The sequence below is a fragment of the Rhizobacter sp. OV335 genome, from assembly GCF_900142965.1.
Taxonomy (GTDB): domain Bacteria; phylum Pseudomonadota; class Gammaproteobacteria; order Burkholderiales; family Burkholderiaceae_C; genus Rhizobacter.
Genome location: NZ_FRCQ01000001.1, coordinates 165,944 through 184,791 on the forward strand (window position 1 = coordinate 165,944; position 18,848 = coordinate 184,791).

Here is an 18,848-nt window from a genome sequence, read left to right on the forward strand (position 1 = left end):
ATGGCCACCCGCCCCGCGCGCCCACCGGCCACGCAGGTGGCCTATGTGCTGCACCGCTACGACTGGAGCGAATCCAGCCTGATCCTCGACCTGTTCACCCGCGAGCAGGGCCGCATCGCCGTGGTCGCCAAGGGCGCGAAGCGGCCGTACTCGCAACTGCGCCCGGTGCTGCTGCCGTTCCAGCGCATCCAGGTGACGCTGGGCAAGCCGCCGCGTGCCACCGAGCCGTCCGGTGAATCGGCGAGCGACGTGCAGACGCTGCGCGGCGCCGAATGGGCCGGCGGCCATTCCATGCTGACCGGTGCCGCGCTGTTCAGCGGCTTCTACCTGAACGAGCTGCTGATGAAGCTGCTCGCCCGCGGCGATGCCCACCCGGTGCTGTTCGATGCGTACGCGGCGACGCTGGCGCTGCTGGCATCCACCGACGACGGTGCCGTGCAGACCGCGCTGCGGGCGTTCGAGCTGGCGCTGCTGCAGCAGGTCGGCGTGCTGCCCGACCTCAGCCGCGTGACGATGACGCAGGACGAGGTCGATCCCGCCGGCCGCTACCTGCTGCTGCCCGAGCAGGGTGTCGTGACCGCGCGTGGCCGCGAGAACGAACTGGCCGGCCAGACGCTGATCGGCCTGCAGGCCGCGCTGCAGCACGGCAGCCTCGCGGCATTGCAGCAGGCCTGCGGGCCGGCGCTGCAGGAACTGAAGCTGCTGCTGCGCGCGCTGCTTCACTATCATCTGGGCTCACCGGTGCTGCGCACGCGGCAGGTGATGCTCGACGTGCAAGCCCTGGAGCGCTGACACCACCATGAACCCCTTCCAGACCACCGGCCAGACAGCGGAGCGCGGCCTGACCGCGCTGTCGGTCAACCTGAACAAGGTCGCGCTGCTGCGCAACACGCGCCACCTCGGCATCCCGAGCGTGACCCGCGCCGCCGAACTCGCGCTGCAGGGCGGCGCGCAGGGCATCACGGTGCACCCGCGACCGGACGAGCGGCACATCCGGGCCGGCGATGTCTATGAACTCGCCGAGCTGCTGCAGGCGACGCCGCACATCGAATACAACATCGAAGGCAACCCCTTCCACAACCTGATGGACTTCGCGCGCGAGCTGAAGCGCCGCGGCCTGCCCCTGCACCAGTGCACCTTCGTGCCCGACAGCGTCGAGCAATCGACCTCGGACCACGGCTGGCGCTTCCCCGAGGATGCCGCGCGCCTCGCGCCGCTGATCGCCGAGGTGCATGCGCTGGGCGCGCGCGTCAGTCTCTTCATGGACCCGCAGCCGCAGGCGATGGCGGCGGCCCGCGAACTGGGCGCCGACCGCGTCGAGCTCTACACCGAGACCTTCGCCAGCGCGCACGGCACGCCGGGCGGCGCCGCGGTGCTGGCCGGCTTCACCGCGACCGCCGAGGCCGCGCTGCGCGTCGGCCTGGGCGTGAACGCCGGGCACGACCTGAACCGCGCCAACCTGGGCGATTTCCTGCGCGCCGTGCCCGGCGTGCAGGAGGTCTCGATCGGCCATGCGCTCGTCGCCGATGCGCTCGAGCTCGGCCTGGTCGAGACGGTGCGCGACTACCAGCGCGTCATCCACACGGCGGCGCGGCGGTGATCTACGGCATCGGCACCGACATCTGCGACGTGCGCCGCATCGCCGCGACCCTCGAGCGGCGCGGCGAACGCTTCGCGGCCAAGGTGCTCGGCCCGCAGGAACTGGTGGTGTTCCATGCGCGGCGCGCGCGAGTCGAGGCGCGCGGCATCAGCTACCTGGCCACCCGCTTCTCGGCCAAGGAGGCGTTCTCGAAGGCCATCGGGCGCGGCATGCGCATGCCGATGACCTGGCGCGCCTGCGAGATCCTCAACGCGCCGAGCGGCAAGCCCGAGATCGTGCTGCACGGCGAGCTGGCCGCCTGGTTCGCGGCGCGGCACCTGGTCGCGCACGTCAGCGTCACCGACGAGACCGACTACGCGGCCAGCTTCGTGGTCGTCGAAACCCAGCAACCCTGAATGCGAAGAGAGACAGCATGAGCGAACACGCCCCGGTGATCCTCGACATCGCCGGCACGGCCCTGACCGACGATGATCGGCGGCGGCTGCGCCACCCGCTGACCGGCGGGATGATCCTGTTCACGCGCAACTGGATCGACCGCCGCCACCTGACCGAGCTGACGGCCGAGGTCAAGTCGATCCGGCCCGACGTGCTGATCACCGTCGACCACGAAGGCGGCCGCGTGCAGCGTTTCCGCACCGACGGCTTCACGCACCTGCCCGCGATGCGCGACTTCGGCGCGCTGTGGATGCGCGACGCGATGCGGGCCGTCGATGCGGCCACGTCGGCCGGCTACGTGCTGGGCGCCGAGTTGCGCGCCTGCGGCGTGGAGCTCAGCTACACGCCGGTGGTCGACCTGGACCATGGCCGCAGCCAGGTCGTCGGCGACCGCGCGTTCCACCGCGACCCGCGCGTGGTGGCGATCCTCGCGCAGGCGCTGGCCATGGGCCTGCTGCGCGCCGGCATGGCCAACTGCGGCAAGCACTTCCCGGCGCACGGCTACGCGGTGGCCGATTCGCACGTCGCGCGCGCGGTCGACGACCGCGCGCTGCAGCAGATCCTCGACGAGGACGCGAAACCCTATGACTGGCTGTCGACCACGCTGACCTGCGTGATGCCGGCGCACGTGACCTTCCCGCAGGTCGATGCGGTGCCGGCCGGCTTCTCGTCGCGCTGGCTGAAGGAGATCCTGCGCGGCCAGCTCGGCTACACCGGCGCGATCTGCTGCGACGACCTCAGCATGGAAGGCGCCCGCGTCGCCGGCACCGCGGTCGAGGCCGGCATCGCCGCGCTGAACGCCGGCTGCGACCTGGTGCTGCTGTGCAACCAGTCGAAGGTGGACGGTGGCCGGCCGGTCGACGTGCTGCTCGACGGCCTGGCGCAGGCGCTGGAGCAGGGGCGCTGGCAGGCCGATGCGAACAGCGAGACGCGCCGGGTGGAGCTGCTGCCGCTGACCTCGCCGCTGCCGTGGGACGAGTTGATGCACCAGCCGACCTACCAGAACGCGCTCGAACGCCTGCCCTGAGCTCAGTGGGCTGAGCTCAATACTGCCCGTCGAGCGGCCGGCGCGGCTTGCGCGGCGGCACGGCGAGTTCGATGTCGACGCGCCATGCCGCCGCGTCGCGCCCCTTGGTGAACTCCACCGCCTGGGTTGCCGCGGCGGCCTTCTGATACGGGTGCCAAGCATGCAGCAGGTAGCGGCCGGGCGCCACGTTGCCGAGGCCGATGCGGCCCGACGCGTCCGACTTGCCGTACCAGGCCGAGTCGACCACCATCACGTAGGCCTCCATCCAGTCGTGGATGTTGCAGCCGAGCACGACCGGGCCGGGCTTGTCGAACACCACCGGCTCGGCGGGCATGCCGCTGTAGAGCTGGATCTCGAAGCTCTTCGCGCTCGAGAACGAGTAGACGTGGTGCTTGACCTTGTCGCGGTTCGGAAAATCCACCTGCGTGCCGACCGGCAGCACGCTGACGAAGGGCACGAACTCCAGCTTCACCTGGCGGATCTCGGCCCGTCCGGGGCGCCGCGCCTTGGCGGTCGCGGGGACTGCGGATGCCGCGGGTTCGAGCCACGCGACGGCGTCGGCGATCGGTGCGCCCTGCGGCGTCCGCACGTCGACGGTCGCCGACGCGGCCTGCACCGAGCCCGTGGCGAGCAGTCCGATCGCCGCGAGCGCGGCGGTGGCGGCAGCGAGCGCGCGGCGCTGCATCGGCATCAGGGCGCCGGCGTCAGCACCGCATTCGGGTCGATCTGCCAGACCTCGCTGACGAGTTTGGTGTCGCGGTAGACCAGCACGTGGCGAACGCGCACGGTGGTCTTGCCGGCGTACTCGGCGACCGCCGTCAGCGTCACGCCCTTCGGGTTCGCGTTCTGCGTGATCACGGTGCGCTGCAGCGTGCGCGGCTGGTTGTCGTTCGCGGCCGCGAACTTGGTCCAGAGCTGGCGCAGGGCGTCGGCGCCGCGGTAGCGGCCGTCAAGCGGTCCGCCGACCCAGTCCATCCACGGGTCGTCGCCATAGGCCTGCATCAGCGCATCGACGTTGCCGGCGGCGACGGCCTTCAGGTGCGCCTCGGCGGCACGTTCGTCGAGTGGGCCGGCGACGGCGAGACGGGGCACGAGAAGGGGGATGCAGCTGGCGAGCAGCATGGCGAACTTCTTCATGGCGAACTCCTGGGATGACGGCAGAGGATGGCACGCTGCAGGTCCGCCGGGCAAGCCGTGAAGCGCTCGGGCAGCCGAGGTTCGTGCATATGCCGTGCAGAAGCCGCGCCGCATGAAAAACGGCGCCCGAAGGCGCCGTCGTTCACACTGTCAGATCGCGTCAGGCCGTCGGCTTGCCGGACTCGGACTCGAACGGCAGCTTGACCTGCGACAGGTCCTTGCGCGTCTCGACCAGCACCAGCGGGCCTTCGTCGATCGCGACCGGCGGGCGGGGCTCGCGTGGCACGTGGATCGGCTTCGGCTCGCGGGCCATCGCTTCCTGCACGGCGCGGATCTTGTCGGTGTCCGAGTTGACCCATTCCAGCCCGGCGGTCTGCGCGACCGACTGCAGGTCGGCCAACGGCAGCACGAAGCGCGCCGCCGGTGCGGCGACCGGCGCTGCCACGGGAGCGGCGACCGGAGCCGCCACGACCGGGGCTGCGGCCACCACCGGAGCGGCCACCGGCACGACAGCGGGCTCGGCCACCGGCGCTGCTGCGACCGGCGCAACGGCCGGCGCTGCCACGAACGGTGCCTGGACCGGCGGCGTGTAGGCAGGCGCCTCGGCGATCTCGGAGCGGTACGCCGGTTCGGCCACCGCGGCGGCCGGAGCCTCGCTGGTGGTGCCGGGTTCGGCGCCTTCAGCGGACGGTGCACCGCCTTCAGTCTCGTCGCGTCGTTCACGGCGCTGGCGATCCCGGCCGCGGCCACGGCGTCGGCCATCGCGCTCGCCTTCCGGCGTGGCGTTGCCACCGTCCGGCGCACCGGCAGACTCGGCACTGTCGCCCTGCTGGTCGGCGGCATCCACCGGCCGCTGCTCGGCGCGGACTGCCGCATCGTCGCCCTGTGCGTCGGTAGCCAGTTCGGCACCGCCCTCGGTCACGACGGCTTCGCCATTGCGGGCGTCGTCACGGTCGCGGCCACCCCGGCCACGACGACGGCGACGGCTGCCTTCACGGGCCTCGCCGCCTTCGGCATCGGGACTCGGCACGGTGTCGCTGAAAGCCTGCACCGGAGCGACTTCGGCCACGGCGCCATCGACCGGCGCATCGGCCGGACGGCGTTCACGCTCGGGGCGCGGACCGCGACCACCACGGCCTTCGCCTCGGCCTTCACCGCGCGCTTCGCCTCGGCCTTCACCGCGCGCTTCTCCGCGACCCTCACCGCGTCCTTCACCACGCGGCGGACGTTCGTCCGTGCGCGGCGCGACGGCTGCGCCACCGGCCTCGACGCCGGCGGCCACTTCCTCGACACGCTCGCTGCGCTCGTTGCGGCGGCCACCGCGTTCACCACCACGATCGCCACGTTCCGGACGGTCGCCACGGCCTTCCGGACGTCCCTCGGTGCGGGCCTCATTGCGACCTTCACCACGACCTTCACCGCGGCCGCCTTCCGGACGACCCTCGCCGCGGCCTTCGCCACGACCCCGATCCCCACCGCGCTCACCGCGGCGCCCATCGCGCTTGCCGTCGCGCTCGCCACGGCCGTTGCCGCGACCGCCACGATCGCCACGTTCACCGCGACCATCGCGCTTCGCGCCGGCCTCGCCGGTCGTTGCCACCGGGGCCTTCACCACCGGTGCAGCCTCCGGCTCGCCGGCGCCGAACAGGCGCTTGACCCAGCCGAAGAAGCCGCCACCGGCCGGCGCAGGGGCCGCGACCGGCGCCGGCGCGGGTGCTGCGGCCACCGGTGCCGCGACCGGTGCGGGCGCGGGCTTCGGCGGCACGATCGGTGCCGGCGTTTCGGGCAGGATGCCCTTGATCACCGGCTCCTGCTTCGGCTTGGCCTTCTCGCGGCGGGTGATGCCGACCTCGTCGTCCGGCTCCTCGATCATCGAGTAGCTGACCTGCAGGTTCTCCAGGCGTGGATCGTCGTGGCGCAGGCGCTCGAGCTTGTAGTTCGGCGTGTCCAGGTGCTTGTTCGGCACCAGCAGCACGGTGATGCGCTGCTTCAGTTCGATCTTCGTGATCTCGGTGCGCTTCTCGTTCAGCAGGAACGAGGTCACCTCCACCGGCACCTGCACATGCACGGCGGCGGTGTTGTCCTTCATCGACTCCTCCTGCACCATGCGCAGGATCTGCAGCGCGCTGGATTCGGTGTCGCGGATGTGGCCGGTGCCGTTGCAACGCGGGCAGGTGATGTGGCTGCCTTCGCTCAGCGCCGGGCGCAGGCGCTGGCGGCTCAGTTCGAGCAGGCCGAACTTGCTGATCGAGCTGAACTGCACGCGGGCGCGGTCCTGGCGCAGCGCGTCGCGCAGCCGGGTCTCGACCTCGCGGCGGTTCTTCGACTCTTCCATGTCGATGAAGTCGACGACGATCAGGCCACCCAGGTCGCGCAGCCGCATCTGGCGCGCGATCTCGTCGGCGGCTTCCAGGTTGGTGCGGGTGGCGGTCTCTTCGATGTCGCTGCCGCGCGTGGAGCGGGCCGAGTTGACGTCGACCGAGACCAGCGCCTCGGTGTGGTCGATCACGATCGCGCCGCCCGACGGCAGGTTCACCGTGCGCGAGAACGCGGTCTCGATCTGGTGCTCGATCTGGAAGCGCGAGAACAGCGGGGCGTCATCGCGGTAGCGCTTCACACGTGCGGCCGATTCCGGCATCACGTGGTTCATGAACTGCATCGCCTGGTCGTAGATATCGTCGGTGTCGATCAGGATCTCGCCGACATCCGACGTGAAGTAGTCGCGGATCGCGCGGATCACCAGCGACGACTCCTGGTAGATCAGGAACGCACCTTTGCCGCCCTGCGACGCGCCGTCGATGGCGGTCCACAGCTTCAGCATGTAGTTCAGGTCCCACTGCAGCTCGACGGCGCTGCGGCCGATGCCGGCGGTGCGGGCGATCAGGCTCATGCCCTTCGGGTACTCGAGCTGGTCGAGGTTCTCCTTCAGCTCCTCGCGCTCTTCGCCCTCGATGCGCCGGCTGACGCCGCCGCCGCGCGGGTTGTTGGGCATCAGCACCAGGTAGCGGCCGGCCAGCGAGACGAAGGTGGTCAGGGCGGCGCCCTTGTTGCCGCGCTCTTCCTTCTCGACCTGGACCAGCAGCTGGTCGCCTTCGCGGATCACGTCCTGGATGCGCGCGTTACGCACGTCCGCGCCTTCGCGGAAGTAGTTCTTCGAGATTTCCTTGAACGGCAGGAAGCCGTGGCGGTCCTCGCCGTAGTCGACGAAACAGGCTTCGAGCGAGGGCTCGACCCGCGTCACGACGGCCTTGTAGATGTTGCCCTTGCGTTGCTCGCGGCCTTCGATCTCGGTCTCGAAGTCCAGCAGCTTCTGGCCGTCGACGATCGCGAGGCGACGCTCTTCGGGCTGCGTCGCATTGATCAGCATGCGTTTCATGTGCGCTCCTTCGCCACCACCGCGCTGTGTTGTGCGCGAGTGGCAGCCATTCAACATGCCGCCTCTGAAACCTCAGGGGCGACTCATCGATGCACGAGAAACGTGGATGAACCGGAAGGAATCGCCCTGGACTGCGTTGACGCGGGATCGATCAGTCGATCGGCCGGTCAGGCAGCGTTGGCGCATGCGAGACAGTGGGCGCTGCGGGGCGCGAGGCCGGTGTTCGAGGCACGACCCCGGCACGGCCGGCCAGCGCGAACCCGCAGGCACGAGGCCGGGTTACGGCGCGCAAGGCACACGGTGGGCAGTGGTGGGGGGTGGGGGCCGGGAACATGTTCCGCAATGACTACTGGACGCGGGAAGGAGGCTGAAGATCAATGGTCGACGCCGGTAAGCGACGACCCTGCTTCGATGTCTCCTGCCTGGAAACCTTTTTGACAGGGGTTCGTTCTTTGTTTCTCTGCCATGCCGGGCTGCGTGCCGCCTCGATCGCGTGGGGACGGGGCCTACCGCGGGCCGGGCATGTTGCATCACCTGTTGGCCGGGCCCTCAGGCTCGACCGCCACTGTCGTCGCAGGCGCCGGTTCAACGCCATCGACGTTAAACTCAGATAAATCAAACACTTACGACAACAACGTGGTGCAACGCATTATAGGGGCCAAAGCAGGTCGGCCGGCAAGCACCGCGGTGAGGGGGCCGGCCGAGGCGCTGGCGCCGGCCGTCCAGCAGGTCGAGATCGATGAAGGCTCCGAGGGCCAGCGCCTCGACAACTTCCTGATCAAGCTGCTGAAAGGCGTGCCCAAGACCCACGTGTACCGCGTGATCCGCTCGGGCGAAGTGCGCGTCAACAAGGGCCGGGCCGCCGCCGACACGCGGCTGGCGATCGGCGACCTGGTGCGCGTGCCGCCGGTGCGCATGGCCGATCCGTCGGCGGTGCCGCCCGCGCCGGCGCGCGAGTTCCCGGTGGTGTTCGAAGACGAGCACCTGATGGCGGTCAACAAGCCGGCCGGCGTCGCGGTGCACGGCGGCAGCGGCGTCAGCTCGGGCGTCATCGAGCAGTTGCGCCAGGCGCGGCCGACCGCGAAGTTCCTCGAACTGGTGCACCGGCTCGACAAGGAAACCTCCGGCCTGCTGCTGATCGCGAAGAAGCGCTCGGCGCTGGTCGCGCTGCAGGATCAGTTCCGCAGCCGCGAGACCGGCAAGACCTACGCCGCGCTGGTGGTCGGCGCCTGGCCGGCCTCGCGCAAGGTCATCGACGTGGCCTTGCACAAGTTCCTGACCGGCGAAGGGGAGCGCCGCGTGCGCGCGGTGGACGAGGACAACGAAGACGGCCGGCGCTCGATCACGCTGGTGCGCATCGCGCAGGCCTACGCCGGCTTCACGCTGCTCGATGTGACGATCAAGACCGGCCGCACGCACCAGATCCGCGTGCACCTGGCGCACGAGGGCCACCCGATCGCCGGCGACGAGAAGTACGGCGACTTCGCCGTCAACAAGGCGCTGGCGCGCGGCGAGGCGGTGAAGGGCGTGCGCTTCGAGCGGATGTTCCTGCACGCGCGGCGCCTGCGCTTCGAGCACCCCGCCAGCGGCGAGGCCATCGAACTCGAGGCGCCGTTGCCGGCAGAATGCAGTTCGTTCCTCCAGACCCTGCCGTCATGACCCTTCCTCGCCAGTTCGACCTGATCGCCTTCGATTGGGACGGCACGCTGTTCGATTCGACCACGCTGATCGCGCGCTGCATTCAGGCGGCCTGTGCCGACGTCGGCACCGCGATACCGACCGACGAAGCCGCGAGCTACGTGATCGGCCTCGGACTGGTCGAAGCGCTGCAGCATGCCGCGCCGGGCCTGACCCGCGAGCAGTACCCGGCGCTCGCCGACCGCTACCGCCACCATTACTTCGCGAAACAGCACGAGATCGTGCTGTTCCCCGGCACGCTGGAGATGCTGGCCGCGCTGAAGGCGCGCAACCACTGGCTGAGCGTGGCCACCGGCAAGTCGCGCCGCGGGCTCGACGAGGCCTTGCGCACGGCCGACCTGCTGCGCCATTTCGATGCCACCCGCACCGCCGACGAGACCGCGTCGAAGCCGAACCCGCAGATGCTGCACGAGCTGATGGCCGAGCTCGGCGTCGAGCCCGAGCGCACGCTGATGATCGGCGACACCACGCACGACCTGCAGATGGCGGTGAACGCCGGCGTCGCCTGCATCGGCGTCAGCTACGGGGCGCATGCGCCGGAGGCCTTCGAGGCCTTCGCGCCGCGCTTCGTCGCGCACTCGGTGCCCGAGCTGGCCGAGTGGCTGAGTCACCATGGCTGAGCCTTTGCAGCCACCTTCGCTGATGCCGGTGCCGAGCGAGCGGCGCCGCCTGTGCGCTGCGGCGGAACTGATCGAGAAGGGCCAGGCGCTGGTGTTCGACGTGCTGCAGTACCGCGAACCGACACGCGCCTTCGCGCTGCGCTTCGAGGGCCGCGTCGTCGCCTACCTGAACCGCTGCGTGCACGTGCCGGCCGAGATGGACTGGCAGCCCGGCGAGTTCCTCGACAGCGGCCGTGAGTTCATCCTCTGCTCGATCCACGGCGCGGCCTACGACCCGCTGAACGGCCGCTGTGTCGCCGGCCCGTGCGGCCGCGGCAAGCTGACGGAATTGCGCGTCGAGGAAGAGGCCGGCGAGGTCTATTGGTATCCTTCGCGCGACGTCCAACCCGCCTTCGAAGACTGAACGAAGGCTGCCGAAAGCCCCGCATGAATCCGCACGACGAGTTGCCCTCGCCCGACGCTGCCACGCCCGTTCCTCCGCCCGCACCGGCGCCGGTGGCGGTGACCGCCGCAGCCGCCCGGCCCTCGATGGAAGAGACCGTCGACGAACTGGCCCGCGCCTTCTTCAAGGACCGCCGCACCGACCGCCGCTGGAAGCTGTTCTTCCGCTGGAGCTGGCTGCTGGTGTTCGCGGTGATCGCGTGGGCGCTGATCACGGCGCGCAACCATTCGGCCACGCCGAGCGGGCCGCACACCGCGCTGATCGAGGTGCGCGGCGAGATCGCGTCCGACACCGAGGCCAGCGCCGAGTTGCTGGTCGGTGCGTTGAAGAACGCCTTCGAGGATGACGGTGCTCAGGCCATCGTGCTGCGCATCAACTCGCCGGGCGGCAGCCCGGTGCAGGCCGGCATCATCAACGACGAGATCCGCCGGCTGAAGGCCAAGCACCAGAAGAAGGTGTATGCGGTGGTCGAGGAAACCTGTGCGTCCGGGGCGTACTACATCGCCGTCGCGGCCGACGAGATCTATGCCGACAAGGCCTCGATCGTCGGCTCGATCGGCGTGCTGATGGACGGCTTCGGCTTCACCGGCACGATGGAGAAGCTGGGCGTCGAGCGCCGCCTGATGACGGCCGGCGAGAACAAGGGCATCGGCGATCCGTTCTCGCCGGTCAGCGACAAGCAGCGCGCCTACACGCAGGCGATGCTCGACCAGATCCACCAGCAGTTCATCGGCGTCGTGAAGGAAGGCCGCGGCAAGCGGCTGAAGATCGGCCCCGACACCTTCAGCGGCCTGTTCTGGAACGGCCAGCAGGCGCTGGAGATGGGCCTGATCGACCACCTGGGCAACCTCGACATGGTGGCGCGCGAGGTCGTGAAAGCCGAAGAGGTGATCGACTACACGCCGCGCGACAACGTCGCCGAGCGGCTGGCCAAGCGCTTCGGCGCGTCGATCGGGGCGGGCGCGGTGCGCGCGTTGCAGGGCACGCTGAACCTGCGCTGACCGTATCCGGGCTACACGAGCATGCCGCGCTTCTCGATGAACGCCACGACGTCGGCCAACCCGGCCCGCGTCTTCAGATTGCTCATCACATAAGGCCGGTTCGGCCGCATGCGCTTCGTGTCGGCTTCCATCACCGACAGGTCGGCGCCCACATGCGGCGCCAGGTCGGTCTTGTTGATCACGAACAGGTCGCTCTTCGTGATGCCGGGCCCGCCCTTGCGCGGGATCTTCTCGCCGGCCGCGACGTCGATCACGTAGATTGTCAGGTCGCTCAGCTCGGGGCTGAAGGTGGCCGCGAGGTTGTCGCCGCCGGACTCGATGAAGACGATGTCGGCGTTCGGGAACTTGCCGAGCATGCGGTCGACCGCTTCGAGGTTGATCGACGCATCTTCGCGGATGGCGGTGTGCGGGCAGCCGCCGGTCTCGACGCCCATGATGCGTTCGGCCTCGAGCGCGCCGGCCACCGTCAGCAGGCGCTGGTCTTCCTTGGTGTAGATGTCGTTCGTGACGACCACCAGGTCGTAGCGCTCGCGCATCGCCTTGCACAGCATCTCGACCAGCGTGGTCTTGCCGGAGCCGACCGGGCCGCCCACGCCCACGCGCAGCGGCGGAAGTTTCTTCGTGCGGTGAGGAATGCTGTGCAGGGCGGCGCTCATGGGGTGCTCGGTTCGTCCAGGGTGGCAGGGCGAACCGAGTGTAGTGCCGGCTGCGCGCTCAGTTCTTCTTGGCCGGCGGCTTGCCGCCCTGTCCACCCCCCGGCGGGCCGCCGGCCGGGCGCAGCGCCAGCACGTCGCCGATCTTCTGGCAGGTGCCGGTGATGGTCTCGCCGCCGCGGCCGGCGAAGCTCGCGGTCGCGCCTTCGGCCTTGCCGTTGCAGGCCGCGATCGCTTCGGGCGGCGGTGCAGGCGGCTTGCCGCCCTGCGACGGCGCCTGGTCGGCGGCCAAGCTGGCCAGCGGCAGTGCCAGCAGCAGGGTGGCCGCAGCGGCGGCCCCGGTTCGGTACATCCAGTTCAAGGTCATGGGTCGTCTCCTTCGTGAAAAAACAGGCTGCCGCGCATATACGCACCTGCGCCATCGGCAACGCACGAGGCGGCACAGTCAAGCGACCGCCGCGGAACCGGCTTTGCCGGGCCGCTGACGGTGCCCCCTTGAGGGGGAGGCGCCGAAGGCGCTTCGGGGGAGGGTGTCATCTCACGCCGCGATGCCTACCGTGAGCGCGGCGGTGTAGCCGGCCGCGACGCTGCCGCTCAGCGAGGCCGTCTGCAGCGTGACGCCGTCGCTGAACACGTTGTCGGTCGCGAAGCTGATCTGGTTCAGGTTGCTCACGCTCGCGCTGTAGCCGCTCGCGGTGCTGTAGATCGTGCTGCACTCCGCCACCGGGAAGGCCATCTGCGAGGTCTTGATCTTGCTGGTCGACGAGGTCGCGGTGGCGAGGCTGCGGTACACCTCGAAGTGGATGTGCGGCATGCGGCCGGCGTAGCAGCCGGGGAAGACGGTGGTGAACGTGACCTGCCCGTTGGCGTCGGTCTCCTGCACGCCACGCAGGTAGTTCTGGTTGGTTACACCCGACGAGTACATCGAATAGCGGCCCTCCCGGTCGCAGTGCCACAGGTAGATCGCATAGCCCGACAGGTCGGCGCAGCTGGTGTTGGTGTCGACCAGCGTCAGCGTGACGGTCAGCGTGACGCCTTCTGCCGTGCCCAGGCTGCTGGGCAGGCTCGGGCGGATGTCGCTGCGCACGATCCCGCTCACACCCAGCACGTTGGCGACGCTGCCGTTCGCGGTGTTCGAGCCGTCGCCGGGGTAGGGGCCGGCGGTTTCTTCGGGGATGACCGAGCACGAGCCGCTGCTGCCCGAACTGCCGGAGCCGGAAGATCCACCGGAGCCATCCGATCCGCTGGAACCGGAGGAGCTGCTGGAGTCGGTGCTTGCGGCACTGCCACCACCACCGCAGCCGAGCAATGACACCGCGCCGACGCCGGCCAGCCAGGTCAGCGCGCGGCGGCGCTGCATCACCTGCAGGTCGTGGACGAGGCCGAGGTCGTGCTCGTGAGGCTGCCCGTGGGACTGGCATGAGGATTGGGCGAGATCGAGTTGATGATCGCGAAGGGTGTTCGACATGGCGATGGCACGGGGCAGTGGCTGTGAAGCTGCCCATGCTCGTCGCCGAGGGTGTCGCGAATATCGACGCTTTGTATCAACTCGGACACGGTCCATTTGAACTGTGTCTGGTGTGCGCCCGAGTGAGTGGGTCAGGCGCGTGGCAACAGCAGCCGCGCCCGCAGGCCACCTTCCGGCCGGTTCGACAGCGTCAGCCGGCCGCCGATCTGTTCGGCCAGGTCGCGGGCGATGTACAGGCCGAGCCCGCTGCCGCCGCTGGTGCTGTTGCCACTGCGACTGTTGCCCCCGTCGTTGACCCGGTAGAACGGCCGGAACACGGTCTCCAGCTGCTCCTGCGGGATGCCGGGGCCGCGGTCATCGATGCGCAGCTCGAGCTCGCCGGTCTGCCCGAGCAGGCTCAGCTCGGCCGAGCCGGCATGGCGCAGCGCGTTGCCGATCAGGTTGCCGAGGATCCGGCCCAGGGCCTCGGGCTGCGCCAGCACCACCGCATCGCCGGCGCTGTCGTCCGCGATGCGCACTGCCAGTCCCTGCTCGACCCGGTCGTCGACCTGGGCTTGCAACAGCGCGCGCAGGTCGACGCGCTGATGTGCTTGCGGCGCATGGCGGTCGCGGACCATCGACAGCACACTGCCGATCAGTGCGTCCATCTCCTGCAGGTCGGCGACGCAGCGTTCGGTCTGGGGTCCGGGCTCCATGGTCTCAAGCCGCAGGCGCAAGCGGGCCAGCGGTGTGCGCAAGTCGTGCGAGATCGCGGCCATCAGCAGGCCTTGCGCGTCGAACTGCTCGTGCAGGCGTTGCGCCATCGTGTTGAAGACCTGCGCGGCCTGCCGCACCTCGCGCGTGCCTGCGTGCTCGTCGAGCTTCGGCGCCGGCCGGCGTTGCGCGATGGCGGCGCCGAGCGAACGCGAGGCATCAGCAAGCCGGCGCATCGGCTGCGACAGCCACTGCGCCCCCCACCAGGCGGCGCCGCCGATCACCAGGAAGCGCACCAGGTAGTCGAGCCACAGCGAGCGCATCGGCGGCGAGCCGCCGGGCTGCCGGTCATGAGGGGGTGGCCCGTCCGGGCTCGCCATGCCGGGCGGAGGTTCACGCGGGCCGCCGCCATCGGGCAGCAAGCCGGGCGGCAGCGACGCCAGCGGCGGCACGCCTATGCCCTCCGGCCCTGGCGCAGGCCCGTGCATCGGCGGTGCATCGCCCAGCCCGCCGGCGAGGCTGCGCACCGCGGCAAAGCTGAGGAAATGGCTGGCCACCAGCGCGACCCACATCAGCAGCATCAGCCGCTTGAACAGCGTGTCGCTGAACAGCTGCTGCAGCCGCTGCCTCAGGTTCAAGCCCGGGCCCCGGCGTCGTTCGCGTCGAACAGGTAGCCCTCGCCGCGCACGGTGCGGATCAGGTTCGGCTCGTCGAGCTTCTGGCGCAGCCGCGACACCGTCAGGTCGATGCTGCGGTCGGTGACGTCGGCACCCGGTGCTCGGGTGAGGTCAAGCAGTTGGTCGCGGCTCAGCACGCGGTTCGGGTGGTCGACGAAGGCCGACAGCAGCCGGAACTCGGCCGACGACAGCGCGACCACCACCTGCTGCGGCGAGGTCAGCTGGCGGCGCAGCCGGTCGAAGGTCCAGCCGGCGAACTGCAGCACGGTCGCCGTCGGCGCGGCCACCGGCGCGGCCCCGGCGCGGCGCAGCACCGCGTGGATGCGCGCCACCAGCTCGCGCGGCTCGAAGGGCTTCGGCAGGTAGTCGTCGGCGCCGAGTTCCAGCCCGACGACGCGGCTCGCCGGGTCGCCCTGCGCGGTCAGCATGATCACCGGCAGCGGCGCGACCTCGCGCACCCAGCGGAACAGGTCGAGGCCGTTGCCGTCGGGCAGCATCAGGTCGAGCAGCAGCACCTTGAACGGGTCGGGACCGGTCAGGCCGACGCGCAGCACGCGACGCAGGCTCGCGGCATCGGCCACCGCGGTGACCCGCATGCCGTAGCGCTGCAGGTAGTCGCTGACGAGCTGGCGCAGGTCGAGGTCGTCGTCGACCAGCAGGGCGTGGATCATCGGGCGGGCGCTCCGCGGTGGTTCAGGACCGGAACAGCCGCGAGTACTGCGCCTCGTGGCGTGCCGACAGGATCGCCAGCATCGGCGTGAAGGCCTGGCGCTCGCCGTGCGTGGCCGCGATCGCGCGGTCGACCGCTGGCGGGATCGCGTCGGCCAGCGCCGCCAGCACGCGCTGGCCGGCGTTCTGGCCGAGCGGCACCGCCTTCAGCGCGGCCTGCACCATGTTCTCGGCCCAGCCGAAGCACAGGCTCAGCAGCGCATCGCGCAGCGGCGCGCCGGTCTGCGCGGCGGCCAGCGCGAACGACACCGGCCAGGTCGGCGCCGGCTTCAGCGTGGCCAGCATTGCGATGCGCGTGTCGGCCAGGCCGCGGTTCTTCAGCCACTCGAGCAGCGAGCGGCCCATCTGCTCGGTCTGCAGCCGCATCTCGCTGCTCTCGCGGGTCTGCACGACCCAGTCGTTCAGCTCGCGGATCGTGTCGCGGTCGTCACGCTGCCAGGCGCCGAAGGCCTTGGCCGCCAGCGCCAGGTCACTGCGCGCCAGCCCGAGCCGCAACTGGTCGAGCAGCCAGGCGGCGGTCTGCGCCTCGGTGGTGACGAGGCCGGCATCGACCGCCGACTCGAGGCCTTCGGAGTAGCTGAAGCCGCCGACCGGCAGCGCCGGCGAGGCCAGCCACATCAGCTGCAGCAGCGAGGCGGCGCTGGTCGGGGCAGGAGCGCGGCGGACGCGGGGCATCGGTGTCAGTGGTCGTGGCCGTGGTGGCCATGGCCGTGGTGATCGTGGCCCTCGTGCCCAGGGTCATCGCCATGGTCGTGACCCTCATGGTCACCGTGGTCGTGCCCGTGATGCCCGTGCCCACCGCCCGCCGCATACGCACCGCCCTCGGGCTCGAACGCAAGCGTCGCCGCGTTCACGATCAGGTGCATCTGCCGCAGCATGTCGGCCAGCACGTGGTCGGGTTCGAGCTTCAGGTGATCGGGCTTCAATTCGAGCTGCACATGCCGGTTGCCCAGGTGGTAGGCGGCGCGCAGCAAATCGAACGGCGTGCCGTGCTGCGTGCAGTGCGTCACGACCAGCACCGGCTGAGGCGCCGCGATGACGCGGATCAGCGAGCCGTCTTCGGCCACCAGCACGTCGCCGCCGCGCACCGCGGTGCCGCGCGGCAGGAACACGCCGAGCGTGCGGCCCTGCGAATCGGTGGCGTCGAAGCGGCTCTTCTGGCGCACGTCCCAGTCGAGTTCGACGGACGCGGCGCGTTTGACGAGGGCAGGGGCCAATCCATGGCCCTGCGCAAGGAGTTTGTTCACGGTCAGCATGGTGTGAGTGTGGCAGTAAACCCTAGGGGATTTTCGTTCAGGCGCATCGACGAAAAGCCGATATTCCCAAGGATTACAACAAGGATGGGACCCATGAAACTGCTCCAGGACGTGCGCATCGGCGTGCGCCTCGCGCTCGGCTTCGCCAGCGTGCTGCTGCTCTCGTGCGCGACGATCGGCCAGAGCTTCTTCGAGATGTCGCAGCTGCAAGGCCGCTTCGACGACCTGGCCGGCATGACGATGCCGGCGATGAACGGCGTGTCCGAACTGGGCACCGCGGCGCGCGGCATGCGCGGCGCCCAGGAGCTGCTGGCCACGCGCTGGAGCGAGTCCGAACGGGCGACGCAGGCCGATGCCTTCAAGAAGCACCATGCGCGCTTCGTCGAGCAGATCACGCTGCTGCGCAGCCTGCCGCGGGCCGATGCGATCGAGCCGCAACTCGCGCCGGTCGACGGCGCGCTGAAATCCTACGAGACCAGCTCGGCCGAGATCGAACGGCTGCTCGCCAGCGCCGACGATGCCGAGCGCTTCCAGAAGGTCAAGAAGCTGCTCGAAGGCGAGACGCTGGCCAACTTCACGACGCTGAGCAAGGCGGCTGCCGATCTGACCAAGGTGATCCGCGACGACGCCGATGCGCGCATCGTCGCCGCCAGCGCCGGCAACCAGCGCTCGCGCACCGCGATGGCCGTCGGCGGCGCGATCGCGCTGGCGCTTGGCAGCCTGCTGGCCTGGGGCCTGACGACCAGCGTCGTGCGCCCGATGCGCAGCGGCATGGCGGCGCTGCAGCGCATCGCCGGTGGCGACCTGTCGGGCCGCATCGACAGCGAGCGCCGCGACGAGATGGGCCAGCTGATGGCGGCCCTCGCGCAGATGCAGGACAACCTGCGCACCGCCGTCGGCGACATCCGCAATTCGAGCGATTCGGTGTACAGCGCCGCGTCGGAGATCGCGCAGGGCAACCTGTCGCTGTCGGACCGCACCGAGCGGCAGGCGGCCAGCCTGGAGGAGACGGCCTCGTCGATGGAGACGATGTCGGCCACCGTGAAGGAAAGCGCCGGCACCGTGAACCGCGTCGAGGAGATCTCGCGCAGTGCCCGCCAGGCCGCAGGCCGTGGTCAGCAGGTGGTGGGCGACGTGGTCAAGACGATGCAGGAGATCCAGCAGTCGAGCGACCGCATCGCATCGATCATCTCGGTGATCGACGGCATCGCGTTCCAGACCAACATCCTTGCGCTGAACGCGGCGGTGGAAGCCGCCCGTGCCGGCGAGCAGGGCCGCGGCTTCGCGGTGGTGGCCGGCGAGGTGCGCAGCCTCGCGCAGCGCAGCGCCGGTGCGGCGCGCGAGATCAAGCAGCTGATCACCGACAGCGCCGAGAAGGTCGGCAGCGGTTCGCGCCACGTCGCCGATGCCGGCCGCGTGATGCAGGACATCCACCAGCAGGTGTCGAGCGTCAACGACCTGGTCGGCGAGATCCGCCGCTCGGCTGCGCAGCAGCACAGCGGCATCGAGCAGGTGACGCAGGCGGTGTCGTTGCTCGACCACTCGACGCAGGAGAACGCGGCGCTGGTGGAAGAGGCGTCGGCATCGGCCGAGAGCCTGAAGACGCAGGCGCAGAAGCTCCTCGAGTCGGTCGCGGCCTTCAAGACCGAGGCCGATGCCGGCGTGCTTGTGCCGTCATCGGTAAAACCCGCGGTTCACGGCCATCCGGCAGCGCTCGGCGTCGGTCTTGTATCCGCTTGAAACGGGGCTCTCAGACTCTCCGAATAGCTCGCATCGGTCAAAAGTGAGCCGATGTAACGAAGAGCAAGAAGTTTGCGAGCACTTCATTTGGAACCGATTCCAAACGGTCGGGAATGACCGATGAACGGTGGCTTCACGACATCGCCTGCCGACTTGCCACAGCGCATGAAATCGTCGGGCAGCGATATTTGGCGGGAACACTAACGAGAGTGTGTGCACTCTTCCGTCGGGGTGTGCCAATTCGCACGAACGTGCTTTGACAGCCATCCGACGGCTCCCCTCGGCTTACAGGCTTT

General features: G+C 69.8%; 19 protein-coding genes. 9 read left to right on the top strand and 10 right to left on the bottom strand.

The window, feature by feature from the left end; all coding sequences use genetic code 11:
- The 4 genes from recO to nagZ are packed head-to-tail and all read left to right on the top strand — an operon-like array spanning nt 1 to nt 3,062.
- Complete coding sequence (gene recO / locus BUE42_RS00815) at nt 1-792, top strand: DNA repair protein RecO (protein ID WP_073462198.1); 792 nt, start codon at nt 1-3, stop codon at nt 790-792.
- A gap of 7 nt (nt 793-799) precedes the next feature.
- The gene (locus BUE42_RS00820; protein ID WP_073462199.1) at nt 800-1,600 is read left to right on the top strand and encodes a pyridoxine 5'-phosphate synthase; all 801 of its coding nucleotides are present in this window, start codon (nt 800-802) and stop codon (nt 1,598-1,600) included.
- Nucleotides 1,597-1,995, top strand: a complete 399-nt coding sequence (acpS, locus tag BUE42_RS00825; protein ID WP_073462200.1) for a holo-ACP synthase — start codon at nt 1,597-1,599, stop codon at nt 1,993-1,995. The genes BUE42_RS00820 and acpS overlap by 4 nt, the downstream gene beginning before the upstream one ends.
- Before the next feature lie 17 nt (nt 1,996-2,012).
- Nucleotides 2,013-3,062 carry a beta-N-acetylhexosaminidase gene (nagZ, locus tag BUE42_RS00830; RefSeq protein ID WP_073462201.1) on the top strand — a complete coding sequence of 350 codons (1,050 nt, stop codon included), beginning with the start codon at nt 2,013-2,015 and terminating at the stop codon, nt 3,060-3,062.
- 16 nt (nt 3,063-3,078) lie between these two features.
- Here the strand turns inward: nagZ and BUE42_RS00835 are convergent, their stop codons facing one another.
- The 3 genes from BUE42_RS00835 to BUE42_RS00845 all read right to left on the bottom strand — a co-directional run bounded on the left by BUE42_RS00835 (nt 3,079) and on the right by BUE42_RS00845 (nt 7,575).
- Nucleotides 3,079-3,753 carry a methylamine utilization protein gene (locus BUE42_RS00835; protein WP_073462202.1) on the bottom strand — a complete coding sequence of 225 codons (675 nt, stop codon included), beginning with the start codon at nt 3,751-3,753 and terminating at the stop codon, nt 3,079-3,081.
- The gene (locus BUE42_RS00840) at nt 3,753-4,199 is read right to left on the bottom strand and encodes a nuclear transport factor 2 family protein (protein ID WP_073462203.1); all 447 of its coding nucleotides are present in this window, start codon (nt 4,197-4,199) and stop codon (nt 3,753-3,755) included. Before BUE42_RS00840 ends, BUE42_RS00835 begins: the two co-directional genes overlap by 1 nt.
- 160 nt (nt 4,200-4,359) lie before the next feature.
- Complete coding sequence (locus BUE42_RS00845) at nt 4,360-7,575, bottom strand: Rne/Rng family ribonuclease (protein WP_073462204.1); 3,216 nt, start codon at nt 7,573-7,575, stop codon at nt 4,360-4,362.
- A 639-nt stretch (nt 7,576-8,214) separates the two neighbouring features.
- Between BUE42_RS00845 and BUE42_RS00850 the strand changes: the two genes are divergently transcribed.
- Genes BUE42_RS00850 through BUE42_RS00865 form a run of 4 tightly spaced genes read left to right on the top strand, consistent with a single transcriptional unit; the run spans nt 8,215 to nt 11,336 of the window.
- Complete coding sequence (locus BUE42_RS00850) at nt 8,215-9,234, top strand: RluA family pseudouridine synthase (protein ID WP_083613811.1); 1,020 nt, start codon at nt 8,215-8,217, stop codon at nt 9,232-9,234.
- Nucleotides 9,231-9,893: an HAD family hydrolase gene (locus BUE42_RS00855; protein WP_073462206.1), complete on the top strand. Its 663-nt coding sequence runs from the start codon at nt 9,231-9,233 to the stop codon at nt 9,891-9,893. Before BUE42_RS00850 ends, BUE42_RS00855 begins: the two co-directional genes overlap by 4 nt.
- The gene (locus tag BUE42_RS00860) at nt 9,886-10,296 is read left to right on the top strand and encodes a Rieske (2Fe-2S) protein (protein WP_083613783.1); all 411 of its coding nucleotides are present in this window, start codon (nt 9,886-9,888) and stop codon (nt 10,294-10,296) included. The genes BUE42_RS00855 and BUE42_RS00860 overlap by 8 nt, the downstream gene beginning before the upstream one ends.
- Nucleotides 10,297-10,319: 23 nt before the next feature.
- A complete protein-coding gene (locus tag BUE42_RS00865; RefSeq protein ID WP_073462208.1) occupies nt 10,320-11,336 on the top strand; it encodes a S49 family peptidase in 1,017 nt (338 codons plus the stop codon).
- 11 nt (nt 11,337-11,347) lie between these two features.
- On the opposite strand, the gene ureG is transcribed toward BUE42_RS00865, so the two are convergent.
- From ureG to ureE, 7 genes are all read right to left on the bottom strand, one after another.
- Nucleotides 11,348-11,992: an urease accessory protein UreG gene (gene ureG / locus BUE42_RS00870; protein WP_073462209.1), complete on the bottom strand. Its 645-nt coding sequence runs from the start codon at nt 11,990-11,992 to the stop codon at nt 11,348-11,350.
- A 58-nt stretch (nt 11,993-12,050) separates the two neighbouring features.
- Nucleotides 12,051-12,356 carry a hypothetical protein gene (locus BUE42_RS00875; RefSeq protein WP_143171232.1) on the bottom strand — a complete coding sequence of 102 codons (306 nt, stop codon included), beginning with the start codon at nt 12,354-12,356 and terminating at the stop codon, nt 12,051-12,053.
- Nucleotides 12,357-12,527: 171 nt separating this feature from the next.
- Entirely contained in the window at nt 12,528-13,457 is a 930-nt protein-coding gene (locus tag BUE42_RS00880; protein WP_073462210.1) for a dioxygenase family protein, read from the bottom strand.
- 131 nt (nt 13,458-13,588) lie between these two features.
- A complete protein-coding gene (locus tag BUE42_RS00885) occupies nt 13,589-14,788 on the bottom strand; it encodes an ATP-binding protein (protein ID WP_083613784.1) in 1,200 nt (399 codons plus the stop codon).
- Nucleotides 14,785-15,498 (bottom strand): response regulator, encoded by a 714-nt coding sequence (locus tag BUE42_RS00890; protein WP_073462211.1) that lies wholly within the window; start codon nt 15,496-15,498, stop codon nt 14,785-14,787. Before BUE42_RS00890 ends, BUE42_RS00885 begins: the two co-directional genes overlap by 4 nt.
- Nucleotides 15,499-15,520: 22 nt before the next feature.
- On the bottom strand, nt 15,521-16,231 hold the full coding sequence (locus tag BUE42_RS00895) for an urease accessory protein UreF (protein WP_073462212.1): 711 nt from the start codon (nt 16,229-16,231) through the stop codon (nt 15,521-15,523).
- 5 nt (nt 16,232-16,236) lie between these two features.
- Nucleotides 16,237-16,812 (bottom strand): urease accessory protein UreE, encoded by a 576-nt coding sequence (gene ureE, locus BUE42_RS00900; protein WP_073462213.1) that lies wholly within the window; start codon nt 16,810-16,812, stop codon nt 16,237-16,239.
- Between the two features lie 93 nt (nt 16,813-16,905).
- Between ureE and BUE42_RS00905 the strand changes: the two genes are divergently transcribed.
- Nucleotides 16,906-18,552 (top strand): methyl-accepting chemotaxis protein, encoded by a 1,647-nt coding sequence (locus tag BUE42_RS00905; RefSeq protein WP_073462214.1) that lies wholly within the window; start codon nt 16,906-16,908, stop codon nt 18,550-18,552.
- Nucleotides 18,553-18,848 lie beyond the last annotated feature (296 nt).

Bases quoted from the DNA above. Each gene is read 5' to 3' on its own strand.
- BUE42_RS00820 (WP_073462199.1), top strand. From the start codon at position 800: ATGAACCCCTTCCAGACCACCGGCCAGACAGCGGAGCGCGGCCTGACC.
- BUE42_RS00840 (WP_073462203.1), bottom strand. From the start codon at position 4,199: ATGAAGAAGTTCGCCATGCTGCTCGCCAGCTGCATCCCCCTTCTCGTG.
- recO (WP_073462198.1), top strand. From the start codon at position 1: ATGGCCACCCGCCCCGCGCGCCCACCGGCCACGCAGGTGGCCTATGTG.
- ureG (WP_073462209.1), bottom strand. From the start codon at position 11,992: ATGAGCGCCGCCCTGCACAGCATTCCTCACCGCACGAAGAAACTTCCG.
- ureE (WP_073462213.1), bottom strand. From the start codon at position 16,812: ATGCTGACCGTGAACAAACTCCTTGCGCAGGGCCATGGATTGGCCCCT.
- nagZ (WP_073462201.1), top strand. From the start codon at position 2,013: ATGAGCGAACACGCCCCGGTGATCCTCGACATCGCCGGCACGGCCCTG.
- BUE42_RS00895 (WP_073462212.1), bottom strand. From the start codon at position 16,231: ATGCCCCGCGTCCGCCGCGCTCCTGCCCCGACCAGCGCCGCCTCGCTG.
- BUE42_RS00875 (WP_143171232.1), bottom strand. From the start codon at position 12,356: ATGACCTTGAACTGGATGTACCGAACCGGGGCCGCCGCTGCGGCCACC.
- BUE42_RS00855 (WP_073462206.1), top strand. From the start codon at position 9,231: ATGACCCTTCCTCGCCAGTTCGACCTGATCGCCTTCGATTGGGACGGC.
- BUE42_RS00845 (WP_073462204.1), bottom strand. From the start codon at position 7,575: ATGAAACGCATGCTGATCAATGCGACGCAGCCCGAAGAGCGTCGCCTC.
- BUE42_RS00835 (WP_073462202.1), bottom strand. From the start codon at position 3,753: ATGCCGATGCAGCGCCGCGCGCTCGCTGCCGCCACCGCCGCGCTCGCG.
- BUE42_RS00905 (WP_073462214.1), top strand. From the start codon at position 16,906: ATGAAACTGCTCCAGGACGTGCGCATCGGCGTGCGCCTCGCGCTCGGC.
- BUE42_RS00860 (WP_083613783.1), top strand. From the start codon at position 9,886: ATGGCTGAGCCTTTGCAGCCACCTTCGCTGATGCCGGTGCCGAGCGAG.
- BUE42_RS00880 (WP_073462210.1), bottom strand. From the start codon at position 13,457: ATGTCGAACACCCTTCGCGATCATCAACTCGATCTCGCCCAATCCTCA.
- BUE42_RS00865 (WP_073462208.1), top strand. From the start codon at position 10,320: ATGAATCCGCACGACGAGTTGCCCTCGCCCGACGCTGCCACGCCCGTT.
- BUE42_RS00890 (WP_073462211.1), bottom strand. From the start codon at position 15,498: ATGATCCACGCCCTGCTGGTCGACGACGACCTCGACCTGCGCCAGCTC.